Annotated in this window: 11 protein-coding genes; 8 read left to right on the forward strand and 3 right to left on the reverse strand. The window is 59.1% G+C overall.

All coding sequences use genetic code 11. The annotated features are described in order from the left end of the window. Nucleotides 1-9 precede the first annotated feature (9 nt). From ACTRWH_RS04810 to ACTRWH_RS04820, 3 genes are all read right to left on the reverse strand, one after another. Entirely contained in the window at nucleotides 10-1,203 is a 1,194-nt protein-coding gene (locus ACTRWH_RS04810; RefSeq protein ID WP_462825997.1) for a diguanylate cyclase, read from the reverse strand. 158 nt (nucleotides 1,204-1,361) lie between these two features. Continuing rightward, nucleotides 1,362-2,417, reverse strand: a complete 1,056-nt coding sequence (locus tag ACTRWH_RS04815; RefSeq protein WP_075195414.1) for an NAD(P)-dependent alcohol dehydrogenase — start codon at nucleotides 2,415-2,417, stop codon at nucleotides 1,362-1,364. Nucleotides 2,418-2,528: 111 nt separating this feature from the next. Then, the gene (locus ACTRWH_RS04820) at nucleotides 2,529-3,404 is read right to left on the reverse strand and encodes an AraC family transcriptional regulator (RefSeq protein ID WP_041333627.1); all 876 of its coding nucleotides are present in this window, start codon (nucleotides 3,402-3,404) and stop codon (nucleotides 2,529-2,531) included. 149 nt (nucleotides 3,405-3,553) lie between these two features. On the opposite strand from ACTRWH_RS04820, the gene ACTRWH_RS04825 reads away from it, so the two are divergent. From ACTRWH_RS04825 to ACTRWH_RS04860, 8 genes are all read left to right on the forward strand, one after another. Beyond that, nucleotides 3,554-5,044 carry a CoA-acylating methylmalonate-semialdehyde dehydrogenase gene (locus tag ACTRWH_RS04825; protein ID WP_075195413.1) on the forward strand — a complete coding sequence of 497 codons (1,491 nt, stop codon included), beginning with the start codon at nucleotides 3,554-3,556 and terminating at the stop codon, nucleotides 5,042-5,044. A gap of 9 nt (nucleotides 5,045-5,053) precedes the next feature. After that, on the forward strand, nucleotides 5,054-6,220 hold the full coding sequence (locus tag ACTRWH_RS04830; RefSeq protein ID WP_041333630.1) for an acyl-CoA dehydrogenase family protein: 1,167 nt from the start codon (nucleotides 5,054-5,056) through the stop codon (nucleotides 6,218-6,220). Between the two features lie 35 nt (nucleotides 6,221-6,255). Next, nucleotides 6,256-7,035 (forward strand): enoyl-CoA hydratase, encoded by a 780-nt coding sequence (locus ACTRWH_RS04835; RefSeq protein ID WP_036202464.1) that lies wholly within the window; start codon nucleotides 6,256-6,258, stop codon nucleotides 7,033-7,035. A 39-nt stretch (nucleotides 7,036-7,074) separates the two neighbouring features. Continuing rightward, nucleotides 7,075-8,169 (forward strand): enoyl-CoA hydratase/isomerase family protein, encoded by a 1,095-nt coding sequence (locus ACTRWH_RS04840; protein ID WP_350034475.1) that lies wholly within the window; start codon nucleotides 7,075-7,077, stop codon nucleotides 8,167-8,169. Between the two features lie 45 nt (nucleotides 8,170-8,214). Next, complete coding sequence (mmsB, locus tag ACTRWH_RS04845) at nucleotides 8,215-9,108, forward strand: 3-hydroxyisobutyrate dehydrogenase (RefSeq protein WP_462825998.1); 894 nt, start codon at nucleotides 8,215-8,217, stop codon at nucleotides 9,106-9,108. A 158-nt stretch (nucleotides 9,109-9,266) separates the two neighbouring features. Further along, on the forward strand, nucleotides 9,267-10,916 hold the full coding sequence (locus tag ACTRWH_RS04850) for an AMP-binding protein (RefSeq protein ID WP_462825999.1): 1,650 nt from the start codon (nucleotides 9,267-9,269) through the stop codon (nucleotides 10,914-10,916). Beyond that, on the forward strand, nucleotides 10,913-11,329 hold the full coding sequence (locus ACTRWH_RS04855) for a PaaI family thioesterase (protein ID WP_075195410.1): 417 nt from the start codon (nucleotides 10,913-10,915) through the stop codon (nucleotides 11,327-11,329). Before ACTRWH_RS04850 ends, ACTRWH_RS04855 begins: the two co-directional genes overlap by 4 nt. A gap of 4 nt (nucleotides 11,330-11,333) precedes the next feature. After that, complete coding sequence (locus tag ACTRWH_RS04860; protein ID WP_421858673.1) at nucleotides 11,334-12,143, forward strand: alpha/beta fold hydrolase; 810 nt, start codon at nucleotides 11,334-11,336, stop codon at nucleotides 12,141-12,143. Nucleotides 12,144-12,195 lie beyond the last annotated feature (52 nt).

The following is a 12,195-nucleotide window of genomic DNA, read 5'->3' on the forward strand; positions in this document are numbered from 1 at the left end:
CGGGCCGTTTCAGCTAACGCTGGTCTCCGGCGTCAGTCTTCCGAATTCTGCCCGGTTCCGGCCCTTGTCCTTGGCATTGTATAGCGCCGCGTCGGCTTCGATCATCATATCTGCGAAGGTTTTGTGATGGCCGGCTTTTTCAACACCCCCTATGCTGGCGGAGATGTACAGTGGCAACCCGTCTATTTCCTGGCCGTTGGTGGCGATGGTGTCCAGCAGACGGCGGGTGATGATGCGCACGTCGTCATCACCGGTGATGCGAAGCACCATCGCAAACTCTTCTCCCCCGACACGGCCAATGATGTCGTCATCCCTGAGTTCGTTTTTCAGCGTGCGTGCGACCAGGCGGAGGGCGTCATCTCCGGCTGCATGTCCCCAGCGGTCGTTGACTTGTTTGAAGTGATCCAGGTCCAACATCAGTACCGCCAACTGCGTCTGGGACTGTGTCGCCTGGTCAAAGGCCCGGATGCCTTCCCGGAACAGGGAGCGGCGGTTGTATAGCCCGGTCAGGCCGTCGCGCTCCGCCATCACTCTCAGGCGCTGTTCGGAATGGGTAAAGGCCAGCAATGGCAGTGCCAGGGTCGTCGCGGTAGCCAGCAGAATATGGTTGACGAGGATTAACTGCAGCACGAAACCGGTATTGGCCTGGTTCAGGCCAAGCCAGTCCATGCCGATCACCAGTGCCTGGGACATCATCAGTACCCCATGCATGGTAAACAGCACTTTCAGAATCCTGACGGGCAGTGACGGTGTGGTATCCAGTTTCGACAGGGTGTAGACCGCAAAAATGAAAATGGCGGCCGAGAACAGGGCTGTTAGCAGGCGGGCATTCAGCGGATCGCCTTGGAAGGTGAGCAGCAGGATCAGCAGATAACAGGCCGCGGATAAGCGCAGAGCATGGCGGGAGCGGCGGGTTTTACGCGATGCACTGCCGGAGAAGCGCTGCAGGCCCGCCAATACCAGCAACGGGGAAAGGCCGAGAAACAGGTGAGCCAGGAACACGGTGATCCAGGGCGTATCGATAAAGGCGCGTGTGCCTGCGAACAGGGTACCCACCGCGAAGGCCATACACGCCAGTGCCCACAACCGGAAACAATGCTGGCGGGAACGCAGCCGGAAAATGGCCCACAATAACCCACCGATCAATAGATTGATCGCGACAGAAAGCAGCAGCAAAGTCGGCAGGTGAACGGTAAATCCCATAGTCATCCCTGGTGACGGATTTTCGCAGTTTCACAGAGTACGCCCCCAGGGACGTTACGATCAGTAAGCTTTGTGTGTCGTTTCTTAGTGCATAAGCTAACAGGGGGCAGCCGCAGCCGCCAGCGCCGGCAGAGCGTGGCTGGCGGCTGGCCGTTTGGTTATGCGGCTTTCAGTGTCTTCATGTCGATCACGAAACGGTACTTCACATCGCCTTTCTTCATGCGCTCGTAGGCTTCGTTGATGTTTTTGATGTCGAGCATTTCCACGTCACAGGTGATGCCGTGATCGGCGCAGAAATCCAGCACTTCCTGGGTTTCGGGCATACCGCCGATGAGAGAGCCTGCCAGCACGCGGCGCTTGAATACCAGGCCGCCGGCTTCCAGGGGCGGATCGACCGGTTCCAGTAAGCCCACGAGGATGTGGGTGCCGTCGAACGTCAGGCAGTTCAGGTACGGATTCAGGTCATGCTGTACCGGCACGGTATCCAGCATGAAATCGAAGGATTCGGCGGCCGCTTCCATCTGGCTGTCGTCGGTGGAGACGACAACATGGTCGGCGCCCTGTTTCTTCGCCTCGGCCACCTTGCTTTCGGAGCGAGTGAAGATGGTGACCTCCGCGCCCAGGGCCTTGGCGAATTTCACGCCCATATGGCCGAGGCCGCCCATGCCGATAACGCCCACTTTGTCGCCAGGTCGCACGCCGTAGTGGCGTAGTGGGGAGTAGGTGGTAATGCCTGCGCAGAGAATGGGGGCGGCGGAGGCTGGGTCCAGCTTTTCCGGGACTTTCACCACAAAGCGCTCGCTGACCACAACCCGGTCGGAATAACCGCCGTAGGTGATGGAGCCGTCATAACGGTCCTCGCCATTGTAGGTGGCGGTCATGCCTTCCAGGCAATACTGTTCGAGGCCGGATTCGCAGGCGGAACAGCTACGGCAGGAATCCACCATGCAGCCTACGCCGACCGTATCGCCCACCTTATAGTCTGTCACGTCGGAGCCAACAGCAGTGACACGGCCAATGATCTCGTGGCCGGGAATTACCGGAAACTGCGTGACGCCCCAATCGTTCTGGGCGAAGTGGATATCGGTGTGGCAGACCCCGCAGTAGTCAATCTCAATGGAGACATCGTCCGGGCGCGGTTCGCGCCGTTCGAAGCTGATGGGGGCCAGCTTTGAGTCGGCTGATTCAGCTGCGTAGCCTTTTGCAGTCGCCATGGTCCGTGTTCCTTCTTTGTCGGTAAATGTTCAAACCTATACGCAGTAACTCCGGGTGTGAGTCAGTTTTTCAACCGCAAGTTCCTTTTATGAAAGGAATATCATCAAGGGTTAATGACGATGGGTGTGGCGGTAGTCGGTGGGGGACTGGCCCATGACCTTCTTGAACAGTCGCGAAAAATAATAGTTGTCGTCATAGCCCAGAAGGCTACTGATCTGGGTAAAGGAGTGGTCCGTGGTGTCCAGTAACTGGCAGGCCTGTTCCACTTTCAGGTGCAGGAAATGCTGGATCGGGGAGACGCCGGTCAGGGCCCGGTAGCGGGTGGCAAAGTGTGCGGGTGAGAGCCCCGTCAGGTCCGCCAGTTGATTGAGCGTGATGCGCTCATCCAGATGCTCGCGCATGAAGTTATGAATGATGTCCAGGTCTGGCTGCTGCGCCTGGCCGGCCTCGCCGACGCTCAGCGGAACGGCCGCCAGCAACTGGCGTAGCCGGTTGGCCACATGCACCAGGCCGGGGGTGCGGAAACCGGTCTGCCGTACCGAAAGCAGGCCGTTGAAGTCCACCAGCAATCGGGGTTGCCGACCGATGTGCTGAACGCGGATGCCGTCGGTAAATCCCATGTGTTCCCGAAAGTGTTCCGCCAATGGGCCTGCATAGTGCACCCAATGAATTGTCCATGGGTTCTCCGGTGCGGCGGTGTATCGGTGGGCGGCGCCGGCCGGTATCAGCACCAGGTCGCCCGCCCGTATCAGGCAGGGTTCGTCTTCGACATTCAGGTAGGCTTCCCCCTCCGTGCAATGGATCAAAAGATCGTCATTGTGGTGCTCCCGGTGCATGTGGTGGCCTGCGGCGCGGCGATAGTGACCGAAGGCGAGCGGGTACAGGTCGCGGGTCAGCGGATGTCGTGACAGGCCGCGTATGACCGGGTCAGGGATGACATAACGAATGCTGTCCGGTGGTACGGGCCACTGTGATGTTTTGGTCATCGTAGGCGCCTGTTTCATGATGGATTCGAAAGATAGTCCATCATGGTCGAAACTTAGTCAATCATTAAGCGGCAGAAGGCTGTGCTAGGATCGATGACAACCATAGGGCACAGGCCCAAAGACCTACAACAATGACAGGGAATATTGCTATGAAAAACGTACCCCTTTATATCGGTGGTGAGTTCGTCCAAAGCCAGACTGAGCAGTGGATTGACGTTACTGACCCAGCTACCAATGAAGTGATTGCCCGTGCACCCTGCACCACCGACGCCGAGATGCGTCGCGCTATCGACAACGCAGGCGAAGTGTTCAAGACCTGGAAAGAGGTCCCGGTCTCCGAGCGCGCCCGGGTGATGATGCGTTACCAGGCCCTGCTGAAAGAACACCATGATGAAATCGCCGAGATCCTGTCCAGCGAAACCGGCAAAACCTTCGAGGATGCCAAAGGCGACGTATGGCGTGGTATCGAGGTTGTGGAACACGCAGCCAACATCCCCTCACTGATGATGGGTGAAACCGTTGAGAACGTGGCCCGCGAGATCGACACCTATTCCTACACCCAGCCGCTGGGTGTCTGTGCCGGTATCACGCCGTTCAACTTCCCGGCCATGATCCCGCTGTGGATGTTCCCGATGGCCATTGCCTCCGGTAACACCTTCATTCTCAAGCCGTCCGAGCAGGACCCGCTGACCCCGATGCGTCTGGCGGAGCTGTTTGAAGAAGCAGGCGCCCCCAAGGGTGTGTTGCAGGTTGTCCACGGCGGTAAAGAACAGGTAGACGTGCTGCTGACCGATCCGGCCATCAAGGCTGTGTCCTTCGTTGGCTCCGTACCGGTGGGCCGTTACATCTACGAAACCGGCACCCGTAACATGAAGCGTGTACAGAGTTTCGCCGGTGCCAAGAACCACATGGTGATCCTGCCGGACGCGGACAAGAATCAGGTGGTCAAAGCTCTGGTAGGCGCATCGGTTGGTGCTGCCGGCCAGCGTTGCATGGCGATTTCCGTGGCCGTGTTCGTGGGCGAGGCCCAGGAGTGGATTCCGGAAGTGAAGGAAGCCCTGGCTGCGGTCAGACCCGGTGCCTGGAACGACAAGGGAGCCAATTATGGGCCGATTATCAGCAAGCAGGCGAAGCAGCGCGTGGAATCGCTGATTACCCGCGGTGAGGAAGAAGGCGCCAAGCTGCTGCTGGATGGCCGCAACTGCACCGTTGATGGTCTGCCTGACGGCAACTGGGTAGGGCCGACGCTGTTCGCCGGGGTCAAGCCGGAGATGGATGTCTACAAGGAAGAGATCTTTGGCCCGGTTCTGGCCTGCATGGAAGTGGACACCCTGGAAGATGCCATCAACCTGGTCAACGACAGTCCTTACGGTAACGGTACTTCCATCTTCACTAGCTCCGGTGGTGCAGCACGTCGCTATCAGCATGAGATCGAAGTGGGTCAGGTGGGTATCAACGTGCCCATTCCGGTGCCCCTGCCGTTCTTCTCCTTCACTGGCTGGAAAGGCTCCTTCTACGGTGACCAGCACGCCTACGGCAAGCAGGCGGTGAAGTTCTACACCGAGACCAAGACCATTACCTGTCGCTGGTTCAGCAGCGATGCGGTGGCTGAAACCAACTTCTCCATCCGCATGCGGTAAGGGGAGCCCATGAACTTTGATCTAACTGAAGATCAGCTGGCCTTCCGCGAGGCCGCCAGGGCCTTCGCGGAGAAGGCCATGGCGCCTCACGCTGCCAAATGGGATGCCGAGCATGTGTTCCCGGTGGAAGTGATTCGCGAGGCCGGTGAGATGGGCTTTTGCGGTATTTACACGCCGGAAGCCCAGGGCGGCATGGGGCTGTCGCGGCTGGATACCAGCGTGATCGTGGAAGAGCTGGCTGCTGCCTGTCCTTCCACGGCCGCCTACATCACCATCCACAACATGGCGACCTGGATGGTGGCGCAGTTTGGCAATGCCGATATCCAGAAACAGATCGCCCCGAAAATGGCCAGTGGTGAATGGTTGGGTTCCTACTGCCTGACGGAACCGGGTGCCGGCTCTGACGCCGGTAACCTGCGCACCAAGGCCACACGGGACGGCGACAGTTACGTACTGAACGGCAGCAAGGTGTTTATTTCCGGCGCCGGCGCCACCCAGATGCTGGTGGTGATGGCTCGTACCGGCGAACCCGGCAGTGGCCCAAAAGGGATCAGTGCCTTTGTGGTGCCCGCTGACAGCGACGGTATCCACTACGGCAAGGCCGAGGAAAAAATGGGTTGGAACAGCCAGCCCACTCGCCAGATTACCTTCGAGAACGTGCGCGTGCCAGCCAATAACCGGCTGGGCGAAGAAGGTCAGGGCTTCATGATCGCCATGAAAGGCCTGGACGGCGGGCGCCTGAACATTGCCACCTGCTCCATGGGTGGTGCCCAGGCGGCGCTGCTGCGCGCGCGCAATTACATGCACGAACGCGAGCAGTTCGGCCAGGCCCTGGCGGGCTTCCAGGCGCTGCAGTTCAAGCTGGCGGACATGGCAACCAACCTGGTAGCCGCACGGCAGATGGTTCGCCTGGCAGCCTACCGGCTGGATCAGGGCGATACCGAAGCCACGCTGCATTGCGCCATGGCCAAACGCTTCGCCACCGATGCGTGTTTCGAGGTGTGCAACGAAGCACTTCAGCTCCACGGTGGTTACGGCTATATCCGCGAGTATCCGCTGGAGCGCTACGTACGCGACCTGCGGGTGCATCAGATTCTGGAAGGCACCAACGAAATCATGCGGCTGATCGTAGCCCGCCGGCTACTGGAGCCTGGTGTCGCTGAAGCTATCCAATAAACGCTTCTGCCAACTAACAAAAGGCGAGAATTCACATGAGCGAACTGATTCAGCTGGAAAAGCGCGGCCACACCGCGATCATCACCATTAACAACCCCCCGGCCAATACCTGGACCAAGGCGTCTTTGAAGGCGCTGGAAGAGACGATTGAGGCGCTCAACGCTGATCGCAATATCTTTGCGCTGGTGGTCACTGGCCAGGGCGAGAAGTTTTTCTCTGCCGGTGCCGACCTCAAGGCCTTCGCCGATGGCGACATTGGTAACGCCAGTGTCATGGCGCAGGCGTTTGGCCAGGCTTTCGATGCCCTGGTTCGCTTCCGTGGCGTGTCAATTGCGGCCGTGAACGGCTATGCCATGGGGGGTGGCCTGGAGTGTGCCCTGGCCTGTGACATCCGCATTGCCGAGGAGCATGCCCAGATGGCATTGCCAGAGGCCACCGTTGGCCTGTTGCCCTGTGCCGGTGGCACCCAGAACCTGCCATGGCTGGTCGGCGAAGGCTGGGCCAAGCGCATGATCCTGTGTGGTGAGCGTATCAAGGCCGACAAGGCCCTGAGCATCGGGCTGGTGGAAGAAGTGGTGCCTCAGGGCGCAGCCCTCGACAAGGCGCTGGAGCTGGCGGAGATGGCCGGCAAGCAGAGCCCGTCGTCTGTTGCCCGCTGCAAGACCCTGGTGATGAGCGCCCGTGACGGTCGCAGCCACGACGATGGCTGGAGAATGGAGCGGGAACTGTTTATCGAACTGTTCAGCACCGAAGACCAGCGCGAAGGCGTGAATGCGTTCCTTGAAAAGCGCACGCCGGAATGGAAAAACCGTTAAAAGCATCGATAAATCGGGCCGGATTACTGAGTGAATGGTATGAGCGATCAAGTAGTCATTTTTGAGGAACTGGAAGCCGCTGGCGGTAGCCGCATTGGTGTGGCACGGCTGAACGCTCCGCGCGCCATGAACGCATTGTCGCTGGAGATGATCCACCTGTTGAGGGCAAAGCTGGACCAGTGGGCCGCGGACGACACCATCGGCGCCGTGTGGCTGGAAGGCGAGGGCGACAAGGCCCTGTGCGCCGGCGGGGACATCGTGGCGCTGTATCGCGACATGACAGAGCCGCGCTCTGACAGTCGTGCCGTCAGTGAAGGGGATAGATTCTTCACCGACGAATACGAACTGGACTACCAGATTCACACCTATCCCAAGCCTTTTATTGTCTGGGGCAATGGCGTGGTGATGGGCGGCGGCATCGGCCTGATGTCTGGCGGCTCCCATCGCGTGGTGACGGAGCATTCACGTGTGGCGATGCCGGAAGTGAGTATCGGCCTGTACCCGGATGTCGGCGCTGGCTGGTTCCTCAACAAAATGCCGGGCCGGATCGGTTTGTTCCTGGGGCTGACCGGGGCGCGGATGAACGGCGCTGATGCGCTGTTTACCGGGTTGGCCGATCGGTTTATTCGCCACGACATGCGCGAGGAGGTCAAGCAGGCCTTGCAGCAGTCGGGCTTTGCCGGCCTTGAGGGTGGCGCCCATGCCGCTGTCAGCAAAGTGTTGCGCAGATTCGAGGAGGGCTCCCGCGAGGCAATGCCACAGGCCGTGGTACGCGAGCACTTTGATGTGATCCAGGCCCTTACCGACGGCGATTCGCTGGTAGACGTGGTGGATAACCTGAGCCAGTACGCCGGCGAAGATCCCTGGCTGATCAAGGCGGTCAAGACGGTCGCGGCGGCGTCGCCGGCGTCCCTGACTCTGACCTGGCAACACTATCACGACACCTTGCACGACAGCCTGTCCCAGGTTTTCGACAAGGAGCTTCAAATATCGAAACGCTGCCTGAAGATGGGTGAGTTTGCCGAGGGCGTCCGGGCACTGTTGATCGACAAGGACCTGAAGCCACGCTGGCATTTCCCGACACTGAAGAGCGTGGACCCGGAATGGATCGACCGATTCTTTATCGAGCCCTGAAAAAACCGAACAGACCAACACTGATCAAAAATGGAGAACAACAATATGGCGACTATCACATTTATCGGTCTTGGCAACATGGGTGGCCCCATGGCCACCAACCTCGTTAAGGCGGGACACGACCTGACGGTGTTTGATCTGTCTTCCGAGGCGGTCAAGGCACTCACCAGCGAAGGTGCGAAATCTGCGGCGACGATTCAGGAAGCAGTGGAGGGTGCCGAGGTGGTGATTTCCATGCTGCCTGCGGGCCAGCACGTGGAAGCGGTTTATCTGGGCGACAACGGCCTGCTGAAAAACCTGCCGTCCACCACATTGGTGATCGACTCCTCCACCATCGCACCGGAAACCGCGAAAGGTGTGGCCGAAGCAGCTGTGGCGGCCGGTATCACCTTTATGGATGCGCCGGTCTCCGGCGGTGTTGGTGGCGCCAAGGCGGGCACGCTGACCTTTATCTGTGGTGGTGAGGCGGACGCGTTCGAGCGCGCCAAACCCATTCTTGAAGGTATGGGCAAGAATATCTTCCACGCTGGCCCCCACGGTTCCGGGCAGGTTGCCAAGATCTGCAACAACATGCTGCTGGCCATCCTGATGAGCGGTACCAGCGAAGCATTGGCACTGGGCGTGAAGAACGGCCTGGACCCTGCGGTACTGTCGGAAATCATGAAACAGAGTTCCGGTGGTAACTGGGCGCTGAACGTCTACAACCCCTGGCCGGGTGTCATGGAGGGTGTTCCGGCGTCCCGTGACTACGAAGGCGGTTTCCTGGTGAACCTGATGAACAAGGACCTGGGGCTGGCCTTCGACAATGCGGTCAAGAATCAGGCACCCATCCCCATGGGGTCGTTGGCCCGTAACCTGTTTGCGCTCCATGCCAACGAGGGTAATGGCGGGCTGGATTTCTCCAGCATACAGAAGTTCTATTACCGCGAGCAGGGCTGAACAGGCAGCGCCTTCAGAACCATCTGGGTCGAGCTTTTCGTTCATGCTGATGGGTTTTGAAGGCGCTTATTTTTAGCTTGAAGTTTACCTTTACGTAAACTATAGCCTGTGATACACATTGAGTTAAGAATTTGCCACAACAATAAAAGGACTGGATTATGAGCCTCCCGGATTACCAATCGGTCTATGACAATTTCGACCCCGCCAGCCTCGAAGCCGAGATTCTGGAGGGTAACCTGAACGATGGCCTGAACGTCTGTACGGAAATCTGTGACAAATGGGCAGACGACCCCCAACGGATTGCGCTTTATTACGAAAAAGCTGACGGCGGTTCCGGCAAGCTGACCTTCGCCGAGCTGAAAGAACAATCCGCCCGTTTTGCGAACTACCTGACCTCCCGCGGTATCGGCAAGGGCGACCGGGTTGCCGCCCTGCTGCCTCGCAGCCCTGAGTTGTTGATTGTCATCGCGGGCGCCCTTCGCGCTGGCGCCGTTTACCAGCCGCTGTTCACCGCCTTTGGCCCTGGTGCCATCGAGTATCGTTTCGAGCGCGCCAGCACCAAGCTGGTGGTCACTGACCCCGTCAACTACCCGAAACTTACCGAGGTCAAGGACTGCGCACCTGTGGTGTGCGTGAGCGCGGCCGAAGTCAGTGGCGATATCCCGGACTTTGAAAAGACACTGGCAGAGCAGTCTGGCCAGTTTGAACCGGTACTGATCAAGGGTGGTGATCCGTTCCTGCAGATGTTTACCTCGGGTACGGTTGGTAAGTCCAAGGGTGTTGCGGTTCCTGCCAAGGCGTTGCTGGCGTTTTACGTGTACATGAAATATGCCATCGACCTGCGGGACGACGACGTGTTCTGGAACGTGGCTGATCCGGGCTGGGCCTACGGTCTTTACTACGCCGTGGTGGGCCCGTTGCTGATGGGGCATGCCACCCATTTCAACCCGGGCGCGTTTACCCCGGAAACCACCTACGACATGATCCGCAAGTACAAGATCACCAACCTGGCGGCGGCCCCGACTGCTTATCGGTTGCTGAAAGCCAATGACCACGTTCTTCCGGAAGGAGAGAATCTTGGCCTTCGGGTGGCCAGCAGTGCCGGTGAGCCGCTGAACCCGGAGGTGGTGAGCTGGATTGAGCGGCGTCATTTCTGCCCGGTCAAGGACCACTATGGCCAGACCGAAACCGGCATGACCTGCTGTAACTTCCATGGCCTTGATCATCCGGTGCGCCAGGGCTCCATGGGCTATTCCTCTCCTGGCCACAAAGTCGTTGCCCTCAATGAAAAGAATGAAGTTGTGGGCGAAGGTGAGATCGGCCAGTTGGCAGTGGATGTGAACGCCTCGCCATTGTTCCATTTCGACGGCTACACCTGGGGCGAAAAAGACCCGTTCGTGAATGGCTACTACCTCACCGGCGATATGGTGGTGAATCATGGCGGTGGCTGCTTCTCATTCAGCGGCCGTGACGATGACATTATCACCACTGCTGGTTACCGTGTGGGCCCGGCCGATGTGGAAAGCACCCTGCTGGAGCACAAGGCGGTGGCCGAGTCTGGTGTGGTGGCGAAGCCCGACGAAAAGCGGGGCTCTATTATCAAGGCTTATGTGGTTATCAAGGGTGATCAGGAGCCTGAAAGCGAAGAGGCCCTGAAGGACGAGCTGCAGGAGCTGGTTCGCCATCGCCTTTCCGCTCACGCCTATCCCCGTGAAATTGAATTCGTGGATGAGCTGCCGAAAACCCCCAGTGGCAAGATCCAGCGCTTTGTTCTGCGTAACCAGGCGAAGGAAGAGAAGCAGGGATGATTGTCACCTTCGAGGAGCTGCAGGCCTTCCTCGCCGAGCAGTTTCCCCAGGGTGCCCGCTACGGTACCTTGCAGGAACTGGGCGACGGTTGGGCCGAAATGAAGCTGGAGGTTGCTGAAGAGCATCTGCGCCCCGGCGGCACGGTGTCCGGCCCCGCCATGATGGCGTTGGCGGATGTGGCCCTGTATGCCGCCCTGCTGGGAAAAATCGGCCTGGTGCCGCTGGCGGTGACCAGTAACCTCAACATCAACTTCCTGCGCAAGCCCGTGGCCCACAGCCCGATCCGGGCGCGGGCCAGCATGCTGAGAATCGGCAAGACCAGTGGGGTGGGTGAAGTCTATATTCTCTCCGATGGCCTGGAAGACCCGGTTGCCCATGCCACCATCACCTACGCGATTCCGGCGCAGCGGTGACGGCATGAACCTCAGCAATCTTTCGGTTTCCCTGGGGGAGGGCGTCAGGGTTCAGGCCCAGCGCCTGAGCCACGGTGACCGTACCGGGCCTGTGTTGGTGTTCCTGCATGAATCCCTGGGCAACATTGCCTTGTGGAAGCAGTTCCCGCGCCAGTTGGCGGAGGTCACGGGCCTCGATGCGCTGATTTATGAACGCCGTGGTTACGGTGCCTCCAGTGACGAGCCGTTGCCCCGTCCCTACGATTATCTGGAGCAGGAAGGCACCGTGTGGTTGCCCCGGCTGCTGGATGCGCTGGCGATTGATGAGGTGATTCTGGTGGGCCACAGCGATGGCGGCTCCATTGCCCTGATTGCCGCAGCAGCGTTGGAAGGGCGGGTAAAAGGGTTGGTCACCATGGCCGCCCATACCTGGGCCGATCACCTCACCCTGGCTGGTATCCGCGACATGCGCCGTCGCTACCTGGAAGAAGGTATTCGCGAGAAGTTACTGCGCCATCACGGCGAACGCACTGATGCGTTGTTCTACGCCTGGCAGGACGTCTGGCTGGATGAGGGATTTCAAGAGTCCATGGACTTTGGCCCTTGGCTGGACGCCATTCGTTGCCCGGCTATGATCATTCAAGGGGACGATGATGAATATGGCGTTCCAGAGCAGGTGACCCGGATTGTGGAGGGTATCGGGCATCGGGCTGAACCGGTGTTCATGGCTGGCACGGGGCATTCGCCCCACTTGCAGCAGCCTGCCCAGGCGCTGACGTTGGTCAGTGATTTTTTGCGAATGGCGATTGGCCAAAAAAGTACGATTTTCGGTTGACGTTTACGTAGACGTCAATCTACTCTGTACACAGTATAAACGCACAACAATA

Source organism: Marinobacter sp. G5_S1_61_S3 (assembly GCF_054968585.1).

Coding starts and splice junctions, on each gene's coding strand:
- ACTRWH_RS04835 (WP_036202464.1), top strand. CDS start 6,256: ATGAGCGAACTGATTCAGCTGGAAAAGCGCGGCCACACCGCGATCATC.
- mmsB (WP_462825998.1), top strand. CDS start 8,215: ATGGCGACTATCACATTTATCGGTCTTGGCAACATGGGTGGCCCCATG.
- ACTRWH_RS04825 (WP_075195413.1), top strand. CDS start 3,554: ATGAAAAACGTACCCCTTTATATCGGTGGTGAGTTCGTCCAAAGCCAG.
- ACTRWH_RS04840 (WP_350034475.1), top strand. CDS start 7,075: ATGAGCGATCAAGTAGTCATTTTTGAGGAACTGGAAGCCGCTGGCGGT.
- ACTRWH_RS04820 (WP_041333627.1), bottom strand. CDS start 3,404: ATGACCAAAACATCACAGTGGCCCGTACCACCGGACAGCATTCGTTAT.
- ACTRWH_RS04855 (WP_075195410.1), top strand. CDS start 10,913: ATGATTGTCACCTTCGAGGAGCTGCAGGCCTTCCTCGCCGAGCAGTTT.
- ACTRWH_RS04810 (WP_462825997.1), bottom strand. CDS start 1,203: ATGGGATTTACCGTTCACCTGCCGACTTTGCTGCTGCTTTCTGTCGCG.
- ACTRWH_RS04850 (WP_462825999.1), top strand. CDS start 9,267: ATGAGCCTCCCGGATTACCAATCGGTCTATGACAATTTCGACCCCGCC.
- ACTRWH_RS04860 (WP_421858673.1), top strand. CDS start 11,334: ATGAACCTCAGCAATCTTTCGGTTTCCCTGGGGGAGGGCGTCAGGGTT.
- ACTRWH_RS04830 (WP_041333630.1), top strand. CDS start 5,054: ATGAACTTTGATCTAACTGAAGATCAGCTGGCCTTCCGCGAGGCCGCC.
- ACTRWH_RS04815 (WP_075195414.1), bottom strand. CDS start 2,417: ATGGCGACTGCAAAAGGCTACGCAGCTGAATCAGCCGACTCAAAGCTG.